This is a genomic window from Pseudomonas sp. P179 (genome assembly GCF_000478485.2).
Classification (GTDB): domain Bacteria; phylum Pseudomonadota; class Gammaproteobacteria; order Pseudomonadales; family Pseudomonadaceae; genus Pseudomonas; species Pseudomonas aeruginosa.
On record NZ_KI517354.1, the window covers coordinates 5,871,578 to 5,890,643 of the forward strand.

22 protein-coding genes are annotated in these 19,066 nt (G+C 65.0%); 11 read left to right on the forward strand and 11 right to left on the reverse strand.

Annotation, left to right across the window (positions count from 1 at the left end):
- Nucleotides 1-139 precede the first annotated feature (139 nt).
- Complete coding sequence (locus tag HMPREF1224_RS39410; protein ID WP_003087749.1) at nucleotides 140-1,054, reverse strand: LysR family transcriptional regulator; 915 nt, start codon at nucleotides 1,052-1,054, stop codon at nucleotides 140-142.
- Between the two features lie 151 nt (nucleotides 1,055-1,205).
- Here HMPREF1224_RS39410 and HMPREF1224_RS39415 point away from each other — a divergent pair, with 151 nt between their 5' ends.
- Nucleotides 1,206-2,177, forward strand: a complete 972-nt coding sequence (locus tag HMPREF1224_RS39415) for an aldo/keto reductase (protein WP_010794032.1) — start codon at nucleotides 1,206-1,208, stop codon at nucleotides 2,175-2,177.
- A 22-nt stretch (nucleotides 2,178-2,199) separates the two neighbouring features.
- The gene (locus HMPREF1224_RS39420; protein ID WP_010794033.1) at nucleotides 2,200-3,198 is read left to right on the forward strand and encodes a Vgb family protein; all 999 of its coding nucleotides are present in this window, start codon (nucleotides 2,200-2,202) and stop codon (nucleotides 3,196-3,198) included.
- 8 nt (nucleotides 3,199-3,206) lie between these two features.
- On the opposite strand, the gene HMPREF1224_RS39425 is transcribed toward HMPREF1224_RS39420, so the two are convergent.
- Nucleotides 3,207-3,578, reverse strand: a complete 372-nt coding sequence (locus HMPREF1224_RS39425) for a glutaredoxin family protein (RefSeq protein WP_003087752.1) — start codon at nucleotides 3,576-3,578, stop codon at nucleotides 3,207-3,209.
- A gap of 244 nt (nucleotides 3,579-3,822) precedes the next feature.
- Between HMPREF1224_RS39425 and HMPREF1224_RS39430 the strand changes: the two genes are divergently transcribed.
- Nucleotides 3,823-4,545: an amidotransferase gene (locus tag HMPREF1224_RS39430; protein ID WP_003098093.1), complete on the forward strand. Its 723-nt coding sequence runs from the start codon at nucleotides 3,823-3,825 to the stop codon at nucleotides 4,543-4,545.
- Nucleotides 4,546-4,602: 57 nt separating this feature from the next.
- Here HMPREF1224_RS39430 and HMPREF1224_RS39435 read toward each other — a convergent pair whose 3' ends face one another.
- The 3 genes from HMPREF1224_RS39435 to HMPREF1224_RS39445 form a co-directional block, all read right to left on the reverse strand.
- The gene (locus HMPREF1224_RS39435) at nucleotides 4,603-4,842 is read right to left on the reverse strand and encodes a hypothetical protein (protein WP_003087754.1); all 240 of its coding nucleotides are present in this window, start codon (nucleotides 4,840-4,842) and stop codon (nucleotides 4,603-4,605) included.
- Nucleotides 4,843-4,869: 27 nt separating this feature from the next.
- A complete protein-coding gene (locus tag HMPREF1224_RS39440) occupies nucleotides 4,870-5,088 on the reverse strand; it encodes a hypothetical protein (protein ID WP_003098091.1) in 219 nt (72 codons plus the stop codon).
- A 154-nt stretch (nucleotides 5,089-5,242) separates the two neighbouring features.
- Complete coding sequence (locus HMPREF1224_RS39445; protein ID WP_003117708.1) at nucleotides 5,243-5,731, reverse strand: hypothetical protein; 489 nt, start codon at nucleotides 5,729-5,731, stop codon at nucleotides 5,243-5,245.
- Nucleotides 5,732-5,951: 220 nt separating this feature from the next.
- On the opposite strand from HMPREF1224_RS39445, the gene HMPREF1224_RS39450 reads away from it, so the two are divergent.
- Complete coding sequence (locus HMPREF1224_RS39450; protein WP_003087757.1) at nucleotides 5,952-6,458, forward strand: macro domain-containing protein; 507 nt, start codon at nucleotides 5,952-5,954, stop codon at nucleotides 6,456-6,458.
- Nucleotides 6,459-6,529: 71 nt separating this feature from the next.
- On the opposite strand, the gene HMPREF1224_RS39455 is transcribed toward HMPREF1224_RS39450, so the two are convergent.
- A complete protein-coding gene (locus HMPREF1224_RS39455) occupies nucleotides 6,530-6,718 on the reverse strand; it encodes a hypothetical protein (RefSeq protein WP_003087758.1) in 189 nt (62 codons plus the stop codon).
- Between the two features lie 149 nt (nucleotides 6,719-6,867).
- Entirely contained in the window at nucleotides 6,868-7,557 is a 690-nt protein-coding gene (locus HMPREF1224_RS39460) for a crotonase/enoyl-CoA hydratase family protein (protein ID WP_003087759.1), read from the reverse strand.
- A gap of 384 nt (nucleotides 7,558-7,941) precedes the next feature.
- On the opposite strand from HMPREF1224_RS39460, the gene HMPREF1224_RS45705 reads away from it, so the two are divergent.
- The gene (locus tag HMPREF1224_RS45705; RefSeq protein ID WP_003087762.1) at nucleotides 7,942-8,226 is read left to right on the forward strand and encodes a GNAT family N-acetyltransferase; all 285 of its coding nucleotides are present in this window, start codon (nucleotides 7,942-7,944) and stop codon (nucleotides 8,224-8,226) included.
- A gap of 56 nt (nucleotides 8,227-8,282) precedes the next feature.
- Here HMPREF1224_RS45705 and HMPREF1224_RS39470 read toward each other — a convergent pair whose 3' ends face one another.
- Nucleotides 8,283-9,359: a 3-deoxy-7-phosphoheptulonate synthase gene (locus HMPREF1224_RS39470; protein WP_003087765.1), complete on the reverse strand. Its 1,077-nt coding sequence runs from the start codon at nucleotides 9,357-9,359 to the stop codon at nucleotides 8,283-8,285.
- Nucleotides 9,360-9,676: 317 nt separating this feature from the next.
- Here HMPREF1224_RS39470 and HMPREF1224_RS39475 point away from each other — a divergent pair, with 317 nt between their 5' ends.
- From HMPREF1224_RS39475 to cysB, 4 genes are all read left to right on the forward strand, one after another.
- Nucleotides 9,677-10,054, forward strand: a complete 378-nt coding sequence (locus HMPREF1224_RS39475; protein ID WP_074198742.1) for a thioredoxin family protein — start codon at nucleotides 9,677-9,679, stop codon at nucleotides 10,052-10,054.
- The gene (locus HMPREF1224_RS39480; RefSeq protein ID WP_003117707.1) at nucleotides 10,054-11,001 is read left to right on the forward strand and encodes a putative 2-dehydropantoate 2-reductase; all 948 of its coding nucleotides are present in this window, start codon (nucleotides 10,054-10,056) and stop codon (nucleotides 10,999-11,001) included. Before HMPREF1224_RS39475 ends, HMPREF1224_RS39480 begins: the two co-directional genes overlap by 1 nt.
- Nucleotides 11,002-11,163: 162 nt before the next feature.
- On the forward strand, nucleotides 11,164-11,661 hold the full coding sequence (locus tag HMPREF1224_RS39485) for a universal stress protein (protein ID WP_003087770.1): 498 nt from the start codon (nucleotides 11,164-11,166) through the stop codon (nucleotides 11,659-11,661).
- A 131-nt stretch (nucleotides 11,662-11,792) separates the two neighbouring features.
- Nucleotides 11,793-12,767 (forward strand): HTH-type transcriptional regulator CysB, encoded by a 975-nt coding sequence (cysB, locus tag HMPREF1224_RS39490; protein WP_003087775.1) that lies wholly within the window; start codon nucleotides 11,793-11,795, stop codon nucleotides 12,765-12,767.
- A gap of 56 nt (nucleotides 12,768-12,823) precedes the next feature.
- Here the strand turns inward: cysB and HMPREF1224_RS39495 are convergent, their stop codons facing one another.
- Nucleotides 12,824-13,171 carry a hypothetical protein gene (locus tag HMPREF1224_RS39495; protein ID WP_003087777.1) on the reverse strand — a complete coding sequence of 116 codons (348 nt, stop codon included), beginning with the start codon at nucleotides 13,169-13,171 and terminating at the stop codon, nucleotides 12,824-12,826.
- 64 nt (nucleotides 13,172-13,235) lie between these two features.
- Nucleotides 13,236-14,039, reverse strand: a complete 804-nt coding sequence (locus HMPREF1224_RS39500; RefSeq protein WP_003120317.1) for a phosphoadenylyl-sulfate reductase — start codon at nucleotides 14,037-14,039, stop codon at nucleotides 13,236-13,238.
- Nucleotides 14,040-14,173: 134 nt separating this feature from the next.
- On the opposite strand from HMPREF1224_RS39500, the gene thrH reads away from it, so the two are divergent.
- Nucleotides 14,174-14,791 carry a bifunctional phosphoserine phosphatase/homoserine phosphotransferase ThrH gene (gene thrH, locus HMPREF1224_RS39505; protein WP_003098078.1) on the forward strand — a complete coding sequence of 206 codons (618 nt, stop codon included), beginning with the start codon at nucleotides 14,174-14,176 and terminating at the stop codon, nucleotides 14,789-14,791.
- Nucleotides 14,792-14,833: 42 nt separating this feature from the next.
- On the opposite strand, the gene pabB is transcribed toward thrH, so the two are convergent.
- Nucleotides 14,834-16,195, reverse strand: a complete 1,362-nt coding sequence (gene pabB, locus HMPREF1224_RS39510) for an aminodeoxychorismate synthase component I (protein ID WP_010794035.1) — start codon at nucleotides 16,193-16,195, stop codon at nucleotides 14,834-14,836.
- A 164-nt stretch (nucleotides 16,196-16,359) separates the two neighbouring features.
- Between pabB and HMPREF1224_RS39515 the strand changes: the two genes are divergently transcribed.
- Nucleotides 16,360-19,065, forward strand: coding sequence for a winged helix-turn-helix domain-containing protein (locus HMPREF1224_RS39515; protein WP_003120314.1), 2,706 nt, complete (start codon nucleotides 16,360-16,362; stop codon nucleotides 19,063-19,065).
- Nucleotide 19,066: the final 1 nt, after the last annotated feature.

The following is a 19,066-nucleotide window of genomic DNA, read 5'->3' on the forward strand; positions in this document are numbered from 1 at the left end:
AGCGCCATGGGCGCTATCCGCCGATATGCCGAGGTTCGGCGGATAACCGCGATGCGGTTATCCGCCCTACGCCGTGCGTCGATACAGGCCAGCCTCCATGCTTGCCTCCAGGCCGCCACGGGCGCTTCCGCCGATGTGCCTACGCGGGACCTGGGTGTTCCTCGCCGGGGTAGCGCAGCAGATCGATCACGGCGCTCAACGCCGCCGGGTGGTTGCGGCGGTTCGGATAATAGAGATGGAAACCGGGAAAGGGAGCGCACCAATCCGCCAGGACCCGTTCCAGGCGGCCGGCGGCGAGGTGCTCGGCGACTTCCTCCTCGATGGCGAAGGCAATCCCGACATCGGCCAGCGCCGCCTGTAGCATCAGGCGCGGGTCGTCGAGGACCAGCGGTCCGCTCACGGCCACCGAAAGCGCTTTCGTGCCCTTGCTGAATTGCCATTTGTACAGCTCTCCGGAAGACACCTTGCGCCAGCCGATGCAACGGTGGCCGAGCAATTCCTCCGGGCTACCCGGCCTGCCTTGCCGTCGGAAGTAGGCCGGGGTCGCGACGATGGCCAAGCGCAGGTCCGGGCCGACCCGCACGGCGCGCATGCCGTGCTGGAGGTCTTCGCCGAGGCGGATGCCGGCGTCGAAACCGGCTTCGACGATATTGGCGAAACCCTCGTCCGCCACCACTTCCAGGGTGATGCCGGGATAGTCGCGGGCCAGTTCGCCGAAACGTGGCGCGAGGACGAGACCGATGGCGTTTCGCGGTGCGTTGATTCGTACCAGGCCGTGAGGCGTTTCGCGAAAGCGGTTAAGGCTGTCCAGCGCGGCGGCGATGTCTTCGAACGCCGGGTCCAGGTGTGCCAGCAGGTGCTCGCCGGCCTCGGTCGGCGAGACGTTGCGAGTGGTGCGGTTGAGCAGGCGGATGCCGAGCTGGGTTTCCAGTTCGCGCAGGGTGTGGCTGAGCGTCGGCGGGGTTACGCCGAGGGTGGCGGCGGCGCGACGGAAACTGCGTTCGCGAGCGATGGCGACGAAGGCGGCGAGACCGGCGAGATCGGGCTTCTTCATTGGATTATTAAAATAACTCGATCAATGAAAGAGATTTTTCCAGAATAGTTAGCTATTCGGCAGCAATATAGCATCGTCGGGAAACCTGGCTCATGAACAGGGTGGGGCCGGGGAAACCGCTCTTTTCAGAGCCTTTCGACGAGGTCGTACGATGCAGCATGTCCGTCTTGGCAATAGCGGCCTGAAAGTCTCCCGACTCTGCCTGGGGTGCATGACCTATGGCGATCCGGCGTGGCGTCCGTGGGTGCTGGACGAGGAACGGGCGCGTCCGTTCATTCGCGAGGCGCTGGAAGCCGGGATCGACTTCTTCGACAGTGCCGATATCTATTCCACCGGCGAGAGCGAGCGGATCCTCGGACGCGCGCTCAGGGACTTCGCGCAGCGCGAGGACCTGGTAATCGCCACCAAGGCGTTCTTTCCCATGAGCGACAGGCCCAACGCCTGCGGCTTGTCGCGTAAGCACCTGCTTGCCAGCGTGGATGCCTCGCTGCGGCGGTTGGGTACGGACTACCTGGATCTCTTCGTGATCCATCGCTTCGATCCGGACACCCCGATCGCGGAAAGCTGCGAAACCCTCGACAGCCTGGTGCGTGTCGGCAAGGTCCGTTACCTCGGCGCCTCGTCGATGCCGGCCTGGCGCTTCATGAAGATGCTCGCCTTCCAGCGCCACCACGGCCTGGCGCAATTCATCTCGATGCAGAGCCAGTACAACCTGATCGTTCGCGAGGACGAGGAGGACCTCGTGCCGCTGTGCCGGGAAGAGGGGATCGCGTTGACGCCCTGGTCGCCGCTGGCGCGTGGGCTGCTGGCCGGAGCGCGAAGCGCCGGCACGCTGCGGACCCGGACGGACGAACAGGCCCCGCGCTGGTACGGCGGCAGGGAGGAAGTCGAGTCGACCCTTGGCGCGTTGGAGAAACTCGCCGCTGCCCGCGGGCTTCCACCGGCGCAACTCGCCCTGGCCTGGCTGCTTGGCCGGAACGGTGTCGCCGCGCCGATCGTCGGCCTGTCCAGGCCGCATCACCTCGAGGATGCCCTCGCGGCGCTGACGCTGGACCTCGCCGAAGAGGAGTGCGCCACGCTGGAGGCGCCGCTCACGGTGCGCGCCCGGACCCCGCGCTGGTAGGGCGCACATCGACGGAGAAAGCATGATGAGACGACAGGCTTCCGTGTTGCTGCTGGTATCCATGGTATCGGCGACCGTCTTGCCGGTTTTCGCCCGTGCGCCGGGCGAGCGCGAGCCGTCCTGCGCCGCGACGAGCATCGTCCTGCCAGCGGGGGCCCGGTATCCCAACGGCATCGCCCATGCCGCCGATGGAGCGCTGTACGTCGGCCTGGTCACCAGCGGGCGCATCCTGCGCAAGCCTCCCGGGGGCGAGTGGGAAACCTTCTTCGCCGGCAGCCTGGCGATCTTCGCTGCCACCGCGCTGCGGCTGGACGAGCCGCGTGGCCTGCTCTGGGGCAATTCGCCGGACTTCCTACCCGCTGGCCGGCGCCGGCCGCATGGGGTGTTCGCCCTGGATCTCGCGACCGGTGCCGTGCGCCGATATCTGACCCTGCCCGGCGACGGGATGGGCAACGATCTCGCGGTGGCGCCGGACGGAACGGTCTACCTGAGCGAAACCCGGGATGGCAGCCTGATGCGGTTGCGGCCCGGGGAACCGGCGTTCCAGGTGTTGCTGCGCGACAGCCGCCTGGCCGGCCCCGGCGGCCTGGGCGCGGCGGGCATCGTCCGGGTGGACGACGACACCCTGCTGGTCGGCAACTTCGGTAGCGGGGCGATCCATGTCGTCGAAGGGGTCGCCTCGCGTCCGCGGCTGCGCGAGATGGAGCTGCCCCGAACGCTGGAGAATCCGGACGGCATGGCGCTGGCTCCGGACGGCTCGCTGATCGTGCTGGAGAACGCCATCCGCAGCGGCGCCGGCAAGGTGCTGCGGATCGCCGAGCCGCTCGCTCCAGGGCGGCGCGGCATCGAAGTGATACGCGAGGGCCTGGAGTCGCCGGTCAACCTGACCGTCACCGGACAGGGTTGCGCCTATGTCAGCGAGTCCCGCATTCGCCACCGCCTGTTGCCGGGGCGCGAGGGCGAGGTGCCGGCGCGTTTCCTGATCCACCGGCTGCCCCTGGACGCGGCCGGGGGCGGTTGATCGGCCGCTCAGGCGTTGGCGAAACGACCTTCCAGATAGGCGATGATCTCGCTGGATTCGTACATCCAGCGCACCTGGCCGTTTTCCTCGATGCGCAGGCACGGCACCTTGACCTTCCCGCCGCCTTCCAGCAAAGCCTGGCGGGCCTGCGGATCGTTCATGGCGTCCTTGAGTTGCATCGGCAGGTTCAGCCGGTGCATGGCGCGGCGTGTCTTCACGCAGAACGGACAGGCGCGGAACTGGTAGAGCGACAGGTTCCGCAGCGCCCGCTCGACCTCGGCCTGGGCCTCGGCGCTGCGCTGCAGCTTGCGGGGGCGGCTGACGAAGTCGGCGAGGATAATCGCCTGACCCAGTCCGTTACGTACTGCCTTGAGCAACATGGCGTGTGCCTCGCGGGAAAACCGCCAGTTTACGTGGCGGTTCCGGGCATGGGGAGTCCTTCCGTCTCCTGTGCAGATTTCTTTACGGCTGGGCGTCTCGGGAATCTTTCTGCCGGCTGCTTGTTTTTTGGCGAATCGTCCGGATATTCCTTTCGAGGCCAGGGCGACGGTTCCCTTGCCCGCGCTCCTGTGTTAATTAAATCAAACGAAAACGACAATAACCCCACTTCTTCAGAGAGTCTTTATGTCGCTCCGCATCTGTATCCTGGAAACCGATATCCTTCGTCCCGAGCTGATCGAGCGCTACGAAGGCTACGGCCGGATGTTCCAGCAACTGTTCGCCAAGCAACCGATCGCCGCCGAATTCGTCATCTACAACGTGGTGGAGGGGCGCTATCCGGCGGACGACGAGCGCTTCGACGCCTACCTGGTGACCGGCAGCAAGGCCGACTCCTTCGGTCCCGACCCGTGGATCCAGACCCTGAAGACCTTCCTCCTGGACCGCTACGAGCGCGGCGACAAGCTCCTCGGCGTGTGTTTCGGCCACCAGTTGCTGGCCCTGCTGCTCGGTGGCAAGGCCGAGCGCGCCAGCCAGGGCTGGGGCATGGGCATCCACCAGTACCAGTTGAACGAACGGGCCGACTGGATGAGCCCGGCGCTGCCGGACCTGACCCTGTTGATCAGCCACCAGGACCAGGTCACCCGGCTGCCGGAAAACGCGCGGGTGATCGCTTCCAGCGACTTCTGTCCCTATGCCGCCTACGCCATCGGCGACCAGGTGCTGTGCTTCCAGGGGCATCCCGAGTTCGTCCACGACTACTCCCGCGAACTGCTCGAACTGCGCCAGCAGCACCTGGGCGAGGAACTCTATCGCAAGGGGGTCGATAGCCTGGCGGGGGACCACCAGGGCACCGTCGTCGCCGAATGGATGATGCGTTTCGTCGCGCGCCAGCCGACCGGCGCCTGAGCCGGCTCCGCGCCATGCGAGCGCCGCCAGCCTCCCGGGGTTGGCGGCGTTTTCGTTTCAGGCCGGGCAGTCGAGGATGAAGCGCTCCGGGATCCAGCGCTGCGGGCGTGCCGGCGGGGTGCCGCTCTGCAGCTTCAGCGCCAGGTTGGCCGCCAGCGCGCGGACCATCGCCTGGTTGCATTCGATGGTGCGCGCCAGTGCGCCTGCCGAGCCTTGGGCGAGGCCGAGTAGCGAGTAGCCATTGGTCAATATCGCCAGGGCGGCGACGATCCAGAATTTCCGTGTTTGCCTTCTCATGCTGTTTCCCGGGAAAGAAGCCGGCGTTCAACCGGCGCGTCGACTGTTCAACCCCGAGAGCAGGCCTGGCAGGGCCTGGCCGATCTGGTTGGAGAAGGTCGTGGCGGTGTCGTTGTCCGGTGTGGCGTTCCTGGCGCTTTCGGCGCCGGCGACGAGGCTCAGCACGACCAGCATGAGGATGGCGTACAGACCCAGGGTGGCCAGGGCGGTGTTGCGGGCGTAATGGCGGGGGCTGCGACGTTTCATGGCGGCTTCCGTGATCGATACCTCGGATGGGCATAGGATCGCGGAGAAGAATTCGATTGGATAACGAATTTTAGCGCTATTAACTATCGACAGAAATGATGCTTTGGCCGAACGACCGGTACGGGTTGCGGGGCCCGGGTTCGGGCCCGATGGATCAGGACGAAGTCGGCGCGAGCAGGCGATCGACCACCTGCCGGGCTCGCTCGAAGGAGGGGTAGCCGCTGCGCGCGACCGGCAGCTCGGCGTAGGCCTGGCGATAGGTCTCGGCCTTGGGAATGTCGGCGCGCGGCAACAGGAAGGGCTCGGCGTAGATCTTGTAGAGCATCGCGTTGGCCAGCGGGTAGCCTCGCTCGGCGGAACGTTCGAGGAGGCGGGTGATGCGCTCGCAATCGCTGGCCTGGCCGTCGCGGCGAGCGATCAGCACGGCCTGGTAGAAGTCCGCCTCGCCGCTGCGGTCGTCGCGCGCCGCGCGCTCCAGCAGGGCCTGGGCCAGCGGCAGGCGATCGCGGTCGTTGGCGACGATGATCAGTTTCGCCTGCAGCATGTCGTTCTCGTACAGCAGTTTTTCCCTGTCGCTGTCCTGGCGGCAGGTGGCGCAGCTTGCCAACAGCGGGATCAGGCAAAGTGCAATCCATTTCGGCATGGCGGTTGTTTCCTTGTCATGGATGAGACGGCACGAGGCTGGAATCCAATGGAGAGGCGAGGCGCCTCCAAGGTTCCCTCGCATGCAGTCTAGTCGGCCCGTAGCGGATGGGACCGGCCGTTCTTGATACGCATCAACTGGCGCCGGCGGGCAAGGCGTACGGTGAAAGATGCAGGGCGGCGCACGAAGCGCCTGTCCCGAAGCCAAGAAGGAAACGCTCATGATTCGTGAAGTTGAAGGTGACATTCTGCTTTCCGGGGCCCAGGTGATCGCCCACGGCATCGCGCCCCAGGACCATTTCGACAGCGGCCTGGCCCTCGCCTTGCGCGAACGCTGGCCGTCGATGGTTCGCGACTACCGGCATGCCGCCCATGCCAGGGCGCCCGAGCCGGGCGGCATCTGGGTCTGGGCCGGGGTCGACGAGCAGGGCAAGACCCAGTGCATCGTCAACCTGATCACCCAGGGCATGCTGCACAGCGGTCGCAGCGCCAAGCCGGGCAAGGCGAGCCTGGAGGATGTCGGCCATGCCCTGCGCGAGCTGGCCCGCTATGTGCGCAGCGAAGGGGTGAGCAGCCTGGCTCTGCCCTGCGTGGCGACGGGAGTGGGCGGGCTGGACTGGTCCGAGGTCAAGCCGCTGGTGGTTCGCCACCTGGGCGACCTGGAGATCCCGGTGATTCTCTACGAGGTCTATCGCAAGGGCGTGGCGGCCGAGGAAAAGCTGGCCTGAACGAGAAGCCCGGCGTGAGCCGGGCTTTTCAGGGTTGCGGGGAAAAGAAAAACGTTCCTGGCAGGCGGCGTTCAACCCTGCGCATCGGTGTCGCTCGCGGTTGGCGCCGTGGCCTGTTGCTGCTGGGCCTGCTCGATGGCGTGCTGGTTCAGTTGGACCATGCGGTTTTCCATCAGGCTGGATTCGTCGGCGAAGCTGGCTTGCACTGCGAGGGTGGTAGCCATGCCGAGGAGAATGGCGGCGAAGACGTTGCGTTTCATGATGACCTCCGGTTTTCCTTGGGAATGTCACCAGGATAATCCGTAATAATTTTTTAAAAATAGCAGTTAGGGAGAGTTACCTTTGCGTAATAAGTAATTATTGGGCGCAAAAAAGCCCGGTACCAACCGGGCTTTCGCTGGCGCGGGCCTTAGCCCAGGTGCTTCTTGTCCAGCTCGATCGCCTGGTCGAGGGTTTCCAGCAGTGCCTTGCGCACCTTGAGCTTGGTATTGCGATGCGCGGTCATGTTGAGTTTCTTCAACTGCTGGGCCGCTGCACGCGCGCTTTCCTGCAACTGGTCGGCGCTGACCAGGGTGTCGAGGAAGCCGGCATCCACCGCAGCGGCCGGACTGAACATCTCGGCATTGATGACCGAGCGGGTGAACGCCGACTTGCGCAGGCGATCGCGGGCCAGTTCGATGCCGACATGGTGCATGGTCATGCCGATGGCGACTTCGTTCAGGCCGATCTGGAACGGCCCGTCGACGCCGATCCGGTAGTCGGCCGAGAGCAGCAGGAAGGCGCCCTTGGCTACCGCGTGCCCGGGGCAGGCGACGATCACCGGGTAGGGATGGGAGAGCAGGCGGCGAGCCAGGGTCGAGCCGGCAGCGACCAGGTTGACGGCATTCTCCGGGCCGGAGGTCATGACCTTCAGGTCGTAGCCACCGGAGAGGATGCCCGGCTGGCCGGTGACGATGACCACGGCCTTGTCCTGCAAGGCCTGGTCGAGAGCCTGGTTGAAGGCGTCGATCACCGCCGGGGAGATGGCGTTCACCTTGCCGTTGTTGAGGGTCAGGGTGGCGATGCCGTCTTCGAACTGGTAGCTGATCAACTCGCTCATGGCAGGATTCCTTTTGGTGGAGTGGCGCAGACCTTACTGATGGCCGCCGTCGGCGTAAAGCGCTTTGGCTGACCCGCGGGTCATGCGCGATTGCGCTTGCGCGGCCTCCCGGCCAGGGCTCCAGCGACGCCTGCGCGTTCCTGCCAGAAGAAACGGTTGAGTCTGACCGGGGAAGACAGCAATATGGGCCCTATCGTTAGTCCGGCCTTGCATGCGGTGCAGGCCAGCCGTTTCGAGGATGTCCGCCAGGCGCGATCCGCCACCGGGACGAGAACGGACGAAGGTCTCCGGCGGTCCGCTGGAGGCCGGTACGCGGGGGCGTCCTCGCGAGGAACCTATCAATCAGGCGCGGGTCGGGTTACGAACCCGTTGAGGAGATCCAAAGTGAGCGAGTCCCTGTCCATCCATCATGACGTGGGCGGCCATCAATTCGAGACGACGGTGGATGGCCATCGTGCCTATCTGGCCTATATGGACCTGGGCAAGCAGACGCTGGATATCTACCGGACCTTCGTACCGGATTCGCTGCGTGGTCGCGGTATCGCCGCCGCGTTGACCGAGCACGCCCTGCAGTACGCCGACCGCATGGGCTACAGCGTGATCCCGTCCTGCTCCTACGTGGAGCGTTACATCGAGCGTCGCCAGCGTCAGGCCGATCCGGCCGCCTGAGCAGGCGCGCAATGAAAACGCCGGGCATCAGCCCGGCGTTTTCGTTTCCGCCTCGCTCAGCCGCGCTGGCGTTTCGGCAGCACGTCCTTGAGCTTGGCGTGCATGCTGCGGATGCTCTTCTCGGTGGTCGCCCAGTCGATGCAGGCGTCGGTGATGGAGACGCCGTACTGAAGTTGGTCGAGATCCTTCGGAATCGGCTGGCTGCCCCAGCCCAGGTGGCTTTCCACCATCAGGCCGACGATCGAGTTGTTGCCTTCGACGATCTGGTTGCTGACGTTGTCCATCACCAGCGGTTGCAGGGCCGGGTCCTTGTTGGAGTTGGCGTGGCTGCAGTCGACCATGATGTTCAGCGGGATTTTCGCCTTGTTCAGGTCCTGCTCGCAGAGCGCGACGCTGACCGAATCGTAGTTCGGCTTGCCGTTGCCGCCGCGCAACACCACGTGACCGTAGCGGTTGCCCTTGGTGGTGACGATGGATACGCCGCCCTGCTGGTTGATGCCGAGGAAGCGATGCGGGCTGGAGACCGACTGCAGGGCATTGATCGCCACGGTCAGGCTGCCATCGGTGCCGTTCTTGAAGCCGACCGCGGAAGACAGGCCGGAGGCCATCTCGCGGTGGGTCTGCGATTCGGTGGTACGGGCGCCGATCGCCGACCAACTGATCAGGTCCTGCAGGTACTGCGGGGAAATCGGGTCGAGCGCTTCGGTGGCGGTGGGCAAGCCTTTCTCGGCGAGGTCGCGGAGCAGTTGGCGGCCGATGTGCAGGCCATCCTGGATCTTGAACGAGTCGTCCAGGTACGGATCGTTGATCAGGCCTTTCCAGCCCACCGTGGTACGCGGCTTCTCGAAGTACACGCGCATCACCAGGAACAGCGTATCCGCCACTTCGGCCGCGAGCGCCTTGAGGCGGTCGGCGTATTCGTGGGCGGCCTTGATGTCGTGGATGGAGCAGGGGCCGATCACCACGAACAGACGGTGGTCCTTGCCATCCAGGATGTCGCGCACCACCTGGCGACCATGGGCCACGGTCTGCAGGGCCTTGTCGGTCAGGGGAATTTCACGCTTGAGCTGCTCCGGCGTGATCAGGGTCTCGTTGGAGGCAACGTTAAGGTCGTCGATCTGTAAATCAGCCATCGTGGTACTCAATCAGGTCACGGGCGCCGGCCGCCGGGAGGCCCCCTGCGAAAGGGCGCAGGCATGAAGTTCGCAAACGGGGAGACGAACCTTAACGTGTCGGGCCGGGCCTAGACAATGGGCGGGACGCGGTTCGCCGGTGTTTTCCCCGCTCTGCGCACGTTTTCTTCGTTGCTCCGGGCCAAGGCTGCCAGCGGAGTTGCAGGCGAGGCCGCCGCGGACGATATTGTGCAGGTGCTGCGGAGGGGCGCGCCTTGCGCGTATCCGCTGGCCGAGGAGGGCGCCAGCGCTATCGCAGGAGCCGAAGCATACGGATGATGGTCGGGCCCCATTTCTTCCTTTCTATCGAGGTCAGCAGCGTGCCGTCCCTGGAACTCACCGATCTGGACGCCGACCGGCAGTTGCTTGCCCTGGAAGGGGTTTCGCTGTTGGTATTCACCAGCGAAGGCTGCGCGTCGTGCCGCTGGGCCCGGCGCCATCTCCCCGCGATGGACCTGCCCATCGAGCGCCTGTGCTGGGTGGACGCCGGCCGCAATGGCGGCCTGGTGGAACGCTACGGCGTCTTTCACCTGCCGGCCCTGTTCATGGTCCGCGACGGCCGCCTCCATGGCGCACTGAACGTTCCGCTGCACCAGGAAGCCTTGCGGGGTGCGGTGCTGGCGAGGTCGACCGCTTTACCTGAGGAGTTGCCCTGATGGATTCAAAGCAGCAACGGATCGGCGTCATCGGTACGGGAGCCATCGGCGGCTTCTATGGATTGATGCTGGCGCATGCCGGTCACGACGTGCATTTTCTCCTGCGCAGCGAGTTCGAGGCGGTCAATCGCGCCGGACTCAGCCTGAATAGTGCGGTGCATGGCTTCCGGCGCCTGGCGCCGGTCCAGGCCTACCATTCGGCGCAGGACATGCCGCCCTGCGACTGGTTGCTGGTGGGCGCCAAGACCACCGGCAATCACGAACTGGCACCCCTGATCCGCGCAGCGGCGGCGCCGGGAGCCAAGGTTCTGCTGCTGCAGAACGGTCTGGGCGTGGAGGAGCGGCTGCGGCCGCTGCTGCCGGAAAGCCTGCATCTGCTGGGCGGCCTCTGCTTCATCTGTGTGCATCGCGGCGAACCGGGCGTGATCGAGCACCAGGCCTACGGCGGAGTGAATCTCGGCTATCATTCCGGACCGGCCGACGAGCGACGCCGGCGCGAGATCGTCGAGGAGGGTGCCGCGCTGTTCCGCGAGTCCGGGCTGGAGTCCACGGCGATGCCCGACCTGGAGCAGGCGCGCTGGCAGAAGCTGGTCTGGAACATCCCCTACAACGGGCTGTCGGTATTGCTGAAGAGCAGCACCGCGCCGCTGATGGCCAACGCGGACAGTCGGTCGCTGATCGAGGCGATCATGGAGGAAGTCATCGGTGCTGCCGGCGCCTGCGGCTTCATCCTGCCTGAGGGCTATGCGGACCAACTGCTGGCGGCGACCGAGCGGATGCCCGACTATCGGCCGAGCATGTACCACGACTTCGCCCATGGGCGGCCATTGGAGCTGGCGGCGATCTATGCCGCGCCCCTGGCCCGCGCTGCTGCTGCGGGCTACCGGATGCCCAGGGTCGAGGCGCTGTACCAGGCGTTGCGCTTCCTCGAAGCACAACCGCGCTGAAGGGCCGAGCGCGGCGACCAGCCGGCGCCGCGCTCGCAGGGAGAAAAGGGATTTACCCCAACGGGCCGGAAAAAGCCCGAAACAGCAGGGAACGCTAGGAGAATGGATGCTTGCTGCTAATCTGCTAATGAGGCCCGCCGCGCAGGCTGTCGAGGAGGCCGCATGATTCGTTCGATTCTCTACGCCACCGATCTGGGGCTCTATGCTCCCTATGTCCTGCAACACGCCCTGTCGCTGACCCGCGCCTACAACGCCGAGCTCTATGTCGTCCATGTGGTGGAGCCCCTCGGGCTGTTCGCCGAGTCGGTCCTGCAGACCTACCTTGACACCGAGCGTCTCCAGGACCTGCGGGCGCAAGGGCTGGACAACGTCATGGAAAGCATCGAGAAGCGGGTCCTGGAAGGGTTTCGCGATGAACTCGGCGAGTTGCCCCAGGATGCGGCGCTGGTCAAGAGCGTGCGGGTGGTGCAGGGCGACCCGCCGCAGATGATCCTCGATGAGGCGGAAAAGCTGGCCGTGGACCTGATCGTCGCCGGCAGCCATAGCCACGGCACTCAACTCGACACGCCGCTGGGCCGGACTGCCGCGCGTCTGGTGCAACTGGCGGAGGTACCGGTGTACCTGGTGCCGATGTTGCAGCACCGTAGTCGCGACCTGTAGGCCAGCGGTCGGCTGGTGAAAAAGCGTGCAAAATCAAAAAAAACGTCTAATTTTATTCCTCAAACCATTAATATGGTTATATACCTTCGGTTCTTGATCGCCGGTCGCGACAACCTTTTCGAGGAATCTCCATGAAGCTTCAGCAATTGCGCTATATCTGGGAGGTTGCGCACCACGACCTCAACGTCTCCGCCACGGCGCAGAGCCTCTATACTTCGCAGCCGGGCATCAGCAAGCAGATCCGCCTGCTGGAGGACGAACTGGGCGTCGAGGTGTTCGCTCGCAGCGGCAAGCACCTGACCCGGGTGACGCCGGCGGGGGAGCGGATCATCCATACCGCCGGCGAGATCCTGCGCAAGGTCGAGAGCATCAAGCAGATCGCCCAGGAATTCTCCAACGAGAAGAAGGGCACGCTGTCCATCGCCACTACCCACACCCAGGCGCGCTATGCGCTGCCCAACGTGATCAGCGGCTTCATCAAGCAGTACCCGGACGTCTCCCTGCACATGCACCAGGGCACGCCGATGCAGATCGCCGAAATGGCCGCCGACGGCACCGTCGACTTCGCCATCGCCACCGAGGCGCTGGAGTTGTTCGGCGACCTGATCATGATGCCCTGCTACCGCTGGAATCGCTGCGTCATCGTGCCCCACGGGCATCCGCTGACCAAGCTGCCGAAACTGACCCTGGAAGCCCTGGCCGAGCAGCCGATCGTCACCTACGTGTTCGGCTTCACCGGCCGCTCCAAGCTCGACGAAGCCTTCAGCCAGCGCGGCCTGGTGCCCAAGGTGGTATTCACCGCGGCCGATGCCGACGTGATCAAGACCTACGTGCGGTTGGGCCTGGGGGTCGGCATCGTGGCGCACATGGCGGTCGATCCGAAGCTCGACAACGACCTGGTGATCCTCGACGCCAGCCACCTGTTCGAGTCCAGCGTGACCAAGATCGGCTTCCGCCGCGGCACCTTCCTGCGCGGCTTCATGTGCGACTTCATCGAGAAATTCGCTCCGCACCTGACCCGCGAGCTGCTGGCCAAGGCCGTGCAATGCCACAACAAGGCCGAGCTGGACGAGTTGTTCGACGGCATCGAACTGCCGGTCTACTGATCGCCTCGGCCCATGAAAAAGCCCGGCCTGGTGCCGGGCTTTTTCATGGCTGGCCCTCAGAGCATGTCGAGATTGTCGCGTCCGGCCAGCCTGGCCAGCGCTTCGCGATCGGCGTCCGCGGCCTGCTCTGCTCGCGGTTCGAGGACTTCATGGAGGAAGCTCATGAACACGGTGTAGACCTGTTCGCGCCCGTCGTCGTGGCGAACCACGAAGAACGGCGCGGTCTCTACGCCATACTGGGCGGCGACCATCCAGCCTGCGCTGTTCGGGTCGCGTTCGTCGGCCACCAGGGTGCGATGGATGCGCGGCAGGTAGCCGCCTTGTTCCAGGCGTTGCCGGACTTCCTTGCACTTGCGGCAGTCCTCGCCGTTGGCGAGGACTTTCTTGACCATGGTGATGCGCATGCTGGGTCTCCGCTCGGGGTTCGACCCGCACTTTACCCCGATTGCATACGCTCTATCGACGGTTTCAGGCCTTGCTGATCAGGTTGCCGGCGTGCAGCCCGCACTCCTTGTGGGTGGCTTCCTCCCACCACCAGCGGCCCTCGCGCTCGTGCTGGTTGGGCAGCACCGGACGGGTGCAGGGTTCGCAGCCGATACTGATATAGCCACGTTCGTGCAGGCTGTTGTAGGGCAGTTCGAGCATGCGGATATAGCCCCAGACCTCCTCGCTGGTCATGGACGACAGCGGGTTGAATTTGTACAGCGGCTTTTCCGGCGTGGAAAAGGCACCGTCGATTTCCAGCACCGCCACCTGGCTGCGCGTGCCGGGGCTCTGGTCGCGGCGTTGGCCGGTGGCCCAGGCGCGCACGCCGGCGAGCTTGCGCTTGAGCGGTTCGATCTTGCGGATGCCGCAGCACTCGCCGTGGCCGTCCCGGTAGAAGCTGAACAGGCCTTTTTCCTTCACCAGGGGTTCGAGCAGGCGCGGGTCGGGGGAAAGCACGTCGATGGCTATGCCGTAGTGTTCGCGGACCTGGTCGATGAAACGATAGGTTTCCGGGTGCAGGCGACCGGTGTCGAGACTGAACACCTTCACGTTGCGGTTGAGCTTCCAGGCCATGTCTACCAGGACGACGTCCTCGGCGCCGCTGAAGGAGATCCACAGCTCGTCGCCGAAGTGCTCGAAGGCGGCTTTCAGGATGTCCTGGGGGGATTTGTCGGCAAGGCTGGAGGCGAGGGCGGGAAGGTCGAAAGGCTGGCTCATCGGGCTGGGGTCCTGGTGCTGGGCGGCGCTGTTGCGCTCTGTGGCGGGAATGGTAGCAAAGGGCGGCATATGGCCCTAAATAACCATTTACCCCTGTAGACCTTGATTCCAGGAATAAGCCGGCGTTGCCTTGCCCTCGGCGAGGGGCTAGAGTGCCGCGTCCGTCGTCACCCCATCGTTCAGAAAATTTCGAGGAGAGTCCTGTGGAAATTGCCTGTCTTGACCTGGAAGGCGTGCTGGTTCCGGAAATCTGGATCGCGTTCGCGGAAAAAACCGGTATCGACGCCTTGAAGGCGACCACCCGGGACATTCCGGACTACGACGTGCTGATGAAGCAGCGCCTGCGCATCCTCGACGAACATGGCCTGAAGCTGGGCGACATCCAGGAGGTGATCGCCACCCTGAAGCCGCTGGAGGGGGCGGTGGAATTCGTCGACTGGCTGCGCGAGCGCTTCCAGGTGGTGATTCTCTCCGACACCTTCTACGAGTTCTCCCAGCCGCTGATGCGCCAGCTGGGCTTCCCGACCCTGTTGTGCCACAAGCTGGAGATCGACGACAGCGACCGCGTGGTCGGCTATCAATTGCGCCAGAAGGATCCCAAGCGGCAGTCGGTGATCGCCTTCAAGAGCCTCTACTATCGGGTGATCGCCGCCGGCGATTCCTACAACGACACCACCATGCTTTCCGAGGCCCACGCCGGCATCCTGTTCCATGCCCCGGAAAACGTGATCCGCGAGTTTCCCCAGTTCCCCGCGGTGCATACCTACGAAGACCTCAAGCGCGAGTTCCTCAAGGCTTCCAGCCGTTCGCTGAGCCTGTAGCCGCGCCGCCGATGAAAGAGCCCGCGGAACGCGGGCTCTTTTCTATTCCGGGGACGCTGTCCCGGCCATTCCTTCCAGGGTTTCCAGCAGCACCCGGACCTTGTCCAGGGTTTCCTGGTACTCGTCCTCCCAGCGCGAGTCGGCGACGATGCCGCCGCCGCCCCAGCAACTGACCTGGCCGTCCCTGACCAGCAGGGTGCGGATGGCGATCGAGCTGTCCATCTCGCCGCGCACGTCGAGGTAGAACAGGCTGCCGCAGTAGATGCCGCGTCGGCTCGGTTCCAGCTCGTCGATGATCTGCATGGCGCGAATCTTCGGCGCGCCGGTGATCGAGCCGCCGGGGAAGCTGCCTTCCAGCAGGTCGAGGGCGTCCTTGCCCGGCGCCAGTTCGCCGGTGACGCTGCTCACCAGGTGATGCACGTTGGGATAGCTTTCCAGGGCAAACAGCTCCGGTACCCGTACGCTGCCAGGTTGGCAACTGCGTCCGATGTCGTTGCGCAGCAGGTCGACGATCATCAGGTTTTCCGCGCGGTCCTTGGGGCTGGCCAGCAGCGACGCCGCCAGCGCCATGTCCTCCTCGGGCGTCTTGCCGCGCGGGCGGGTGCCCTTGATCGGCCGGGTTTCCACCTTGCCCTTGCCGAGCTTGAGGAAGCGCTCCGGCGACAGGCTGAGGATCGCGCCGTCGGCCAGTCGCAGGTAGCCGGAGAACGGCGTCGGGCAGGCCTCGCGCAGGGCGCGATAGGCCGGCCACGGCGAGCCGCTGCAAGCGGCCTGGAAGCGCTGGCTATAGTTCACCTGGTAGCAGTCGCCTGCCTGGATGTAGTCCTGGATGCGGCGGATCGCCTGCCGATAGTCGGATGCGCTGATGCTCCGTCGGAATTTTCCCAGAAGCTTGAAGTTGCCGGCCGTGCCTTGCGTTTCCTCGCTGAACAGGGCGATCAGGCGCTGGCGTTCGCGCTCGTCCAATCGCGGGTGGAATACCAGTTGGCTGGTGCCGGCCTGGTGGTCGCTGATCAGCGCCCAGGCATACAGGCCGACGGAGGCCAGCGGCAGGCCCAGGTCATCGCGGGCGTGTTCGCCGATGCGCTCGATGCGCCGACCCAGGTCGTAGGATAAATAGCCCAGCAGACCGCCGGCGAAGGGCAGTTCGTACGGCGCTGGCAGCTGCGCGGGGCCCAGGCTTCCGGCCGCTTCGCGTAGGCGGGCGAAGAAGCGGTTGGCCGATTCGTCGGGCAGCGGCGCCAGTTCTGCCAATGGCCAGGCGCTCATAAGGTCATAGCGTCCACGGGTAGCGATGGGGCGACCCGAATCGAGCATCACCGCACCGGGCGCCTCATGGATGATGGCAAAGAGACAGCTTGGGTCGCTATGGTAGGGCAGGGGGTGAACATGACAACTGGGCATGGAAAGTGGGGGTAGTGGGACAGTCAGGAATTCTAGTTCGCCGGAATCGTCGATCCTAGAGCCATTTCTTCAGTTTACGTAAGAAGGGTGATCTGCTAATTATGGAAATATCCCACGGAGATTTGGCTCCGTACCACAATGATAATGACACAGGGATACAGGCCGTGGATGCAGTACAGGATCCAGCAGCCGGCAGCCTTTCGCGCTCCAGAATAGTGCCGCCTCAGGTGCCAGCCGAATATTCTCTTCGCCCCGCGATCCGCAACCTGCTGGATCGCAATCCCCATTCACGCGTTCTGATGTTTTCCGCACCTGCCGGCTTCGGCAAGACCTGCGCGCTCGCCGCCCTGGCCAGGGAGCGCACTGTAGCAGACCAGGCGGTGGCCTGGCTGTCGCTGGCCGAAGAAGACGACGACCCCGCCCGTTTCTGCCGGCAGCTGATCGAGGCGCTGGGCGAAGCCGTGCCGCAGCTTGGCGACGACGCCCAGACCTACCTGCAGAACACCATGCGGGTCCCGGTGGTGGCGGTGATCGAAAGCCTGCTCGGCGATCTCGATCGCTATGCGCGGCCGTTGCTGCTGGTGCTGGACGACCTGCACCTGGTTAGCAACCCGGACATCTTCACCGGCCTCAACCGCCTGGTGCAGTACGCACCGCCCGGGCTGGTCCTGGCCCTGGGCACGCGTTCGCAGCCGGCGCTGAGCCTGGCTACCTGGCGGGCCAAGGGACTGTTGCTGGAAATCGGCCTCGAGGAGCTGCGCCTCGGCTTCGAGGAAACCCGCGAATACCTCGAGCGCAGCGGTCTCTATCTGGACGAGCCCTGCCTGAAGGCGCTCTATGGCCAGACCGAAGGCTGGGTGGTGGGCGTGCATCTCGTCAGCCTGTGGCTGCGCCAGCAACCGCAGGTGCAGGAAATGGCCCTGCTCGACGGCGACAAGCAGGCGGTCAGCGCCTATCTGCTGGCGGCGGTCTTCGAACGCTTGCCTGGCGACCTGCAGGAAGCGCTGCTGGCCCTTGGCGTTGCCAGCCAATTGAGCGGCGACCTGGCCAACGCCCTGACCGGGCGCCAGGACGGCCAGGCGCTGCTGGAGCGCCTGGAGTCCATGCAATTGTTCCTCCTGCCGCTGGATCGCGAACGCCAGTGGTATCGCTTCCACCTGCTGTTCGCCGACTTCCTCCGCAACCGCCTGCGTGACTCCGATCCGGACCGTTTCAAGCAACTGCATTTCAACGCCAGCCTGTGGTTCACCAACCACCACATGCCGACGTTCGCCATCGAGCATGCCTGTGCGGCGGAAGACCCGGAGATGATCGCCGCGCTGGTCGACGGATGCGGACTGGAGCTGATCAACCGCGGCCAGCTCAGCCTGATCTACCGTTGGCGCAAGCATGTGCCGGACGAAATCGCCGAGCGCTATCCGATCCTGGTCCTTACCGATGTCTGGTCGCGGGCCAGCGACCTCAGCCTGGGCGAGGCCAACCGGATCATCGACGAACTGCTGGCGCGCTGGGGGGAGAGCCGCGGCGATGGGCCGATGGGCGACCAGTACCTCTCCGCGCTGGCGGTGAAGGCGGTGGTGGCGTTGCAGAAGGACGATCTGGAACTGTGCATCGCCCTGGCTCGCCGGGTCGAAGTCCAGCTCGGGCAGAACGCTGCCTTCCTCGAAGTGGCGGTGTTGATCACTGCCGCGCTGGCCCAGGTGGTCCGTGGCCAGGGCGACCAGGCGCGGCGCCTGCTGGGGCTGGCGCAGCAGCGCAATCATTTCCTCGAAGGGCGCTACCTGGACATGCAACTGGCCAACGTCGAGGTGATCCTCGCACTCGAGCAGGGCCAGGTGAAACAGGCGCAACTGCTCATCGAGCGGCTCCGCCAGCGCGCCCGGCCGCTGTTCGAGAAGTCCAGGAGCGCGCTGGCGCTGCCGACCATCACCGAGGCCCTGACCGCCTACTACAGGATCGAGCTGGACGGGCTGGAAGAGCGCCTGGGCTGGGCGCTCGGGCATGTGGATGTGATCAATCCGATCGATTTCTATGCCCAGGGACAGATCTGCCTGGCGCGCACCCAGCGCCTGCTGGGACGGCCGAAGGAGGCGCTGGCCAGCCTGGCGGCGATGCAGGCCCTGGCCTCGCGCAATCAGTCGTGGCGCTTCTTCGCCCAGGCCATGGCCGAAGAGATCAACCTGATCCTCCAGGACAGCGGCCCCGACCGCCTGAAGCGCGCCGAGCAGCGGTTGAAGAGCGTGGACTGGAACAAGATGGCGGCACACTACCGCAACATGGCCTTCAACCCGGTCAACTGGTCGCTGGGCGTGAGCCGCGTGCGCCTGTTGCAGGGGCGAGGACATTTCAGCGAGGCGCTGCACGAGATCACTCAGTTGCGCGGCACCTTGCAGCCCGGCTGGCACGGCCTGCAGCGCCTGCGCCTGGATATCCTGGCGGCGCTCAGCTATCAGCGCCTGGGCTACCAGGAACGGGCCAACAGCCTGCTCGGCGAATGCCTGATCAATGCCGAACGGGAAGGGGTGCGCAGCCTCTTCATCGAGGAAGGCGACGGCATTCGCCAGTTGCTCCAGCAACTCGAATCCACCGAGCGCCAGCCGGCGCTACAGACCTTCATTCGCGGCCTGCTCGGCATCTGGCCCGGGCAGGGCGTGCGCAAGCCCCAGGATGCGCTCGAGGAAGGCCTGACGGAGCGCGAGCGCGAAGTGGTCTGCCTGGCCGCACAGGGCCTATCCAACGAAGAAATCGGCCAGCGCCTGTCGCTGGCCCTGGGGACCGTCAAATGGCATCTGCACAACATCTACGAAAAGCTCAAGGTGCGCAATCGCACCCAGGCGATCCGGCGAGCCCGCGAGCTGAGCCTGCTCTGAC

Bases quoted from the DNA above. Each gene is read 5' to 3' on its own strand.
- HMPREF1224_RS39460 (WP_003087759.1), bottom strand. From the start codon at position 7,557: ATGAGCGAGTTGATCAGCTACCAGTTCGAAGACGGCATCGCCACCCTG.
- HMPREF1224_RS39430 (WP_003098093.1), top strand. From the start codon at position 3,823: ATGTCGCTCCGCATCTGTATCCTGGAAACCGATATCCTTCGTCCCGAG.
- HMPREF1224_RS39500 (WP_003120317.1), bottom strand. From the start codon at position 14,039: ATGCCGCCCTTTGCTACCATTCCCGCCACAGAGCGCAACAGCGCCGCC.
- HMPREF1224_RS39495 (WP_003087777.1), bottom strand. From the start codon at position 13,171: ATGCGCATCACCATGGTCAAGAAAGTCCTCGCCAACGGCGAGGACTGC.
- HMPREF1224_RS39450 (WP_003087757.1), top strand. From the start codon at position 5,952: ATGATTCGTGAAGTTGAAGGTGACATTCTGCTTTCCGGGGCCCAGGTG.
- HMPREF1224_RS39485 (WP_003087770.1), top strand. From the start codon at position 11,164: ATGATTCGTTCGATTCTCTACGCCACCGATCTGGGGCTCTATGCTCCC.
- HMPREF1224_RS39435 (WP_003087754.1), bottom strand. From the start codon at position 4,842: ATGAGAAGGCAAACACGGAAATTCTGGATCGTCGCCGCCCTGGCGATA.
- HMPREF1224_RS39475 (WP_074198742.1), top strand. From the start codon at position 9,677: ATGGTCGGGCCCCATTTCTTCCTTTCTATCGAGGTCAGCAGCGTGCCG.
- HMPREF1224_RS39445 (WP_003117708.1), bottom strand. From the start codon at position 5,731: ATGCCGAAATGGATTGCACTTTGCCTGATCCCGCTGTTGGCAAGCTGC.
- HMPREF1224_RS39425 (WP_003087752.1), bottom strand. From the start codon at position 3,578: ATGTTGCTCAAGGCAGTACGTAACGGACTGGGTCAGGCGATTATCCTC.
- pabB (WP_010794035.1), bottom strand. From the start codon at position 16,195: ATGCCCAGTTGTCATGTTCACCCCCTGCCCTACCATAGCGACCCAAGC.
- HMPREF1224_RS39470 (WP_003087765.1), bottom strand. From the start codon at position 9,359: ATGGCTGATTTACAGATCGACGACCTTAACGTTGCCTCCAACGAGACC.
- HMPREF1224_RS39455 (WP_003087758.1), bottom strand. From the start codon at position 6,718: ATGAAACGCAACGTCTTCGCCGCCATTCTCCTCGGCATGGCTACCACC.
- HMPREF1224_RS39440 (WP_003098091.1), bottom strand. From the start codon at position 5,088: ATGAAACGTCGCAGCCCCCGCCATTACGCCCGCAACACCGCCCTGGCC.
- HMPREF1224_RS39415 (WP_010794032.1), top strand. From the start codon at position 1,206: ATGCAGCATGTCCGTCTTGGCAATAGCGGCCTGAAAGTCTCCCGACTC.
- HMPREF1224_RS39420 (WP_010794033.1), top strand. From the start codon at position 2,200: ATGATGAGACGACAGGCTTCCGTGTTGCTGCTGGTATCCATGGTATCG.
- HMPREF1224_RS39410 (WP_003087749.1), bottom strand. From the start codon at position 1,054: ATGAAGAAGCCCGATCTCGCCGGTCTCGCCGCCTTCGTCGCCATCGCT.
- HMPREF1224_RS39480 (WP_003117707.1), top strand. From the start codon at position 10,054: ATGGATTCAAAGCAGCAACGGATCGGCGTCATCGGTACGGGAGCCATC.
- cysB (WP_003087775.1), top strand. From the start codon at position 11,793: ATGAAGCTTCAGCAATTGCGCTATATCTGGGAGGTTGCGCACCACGAC.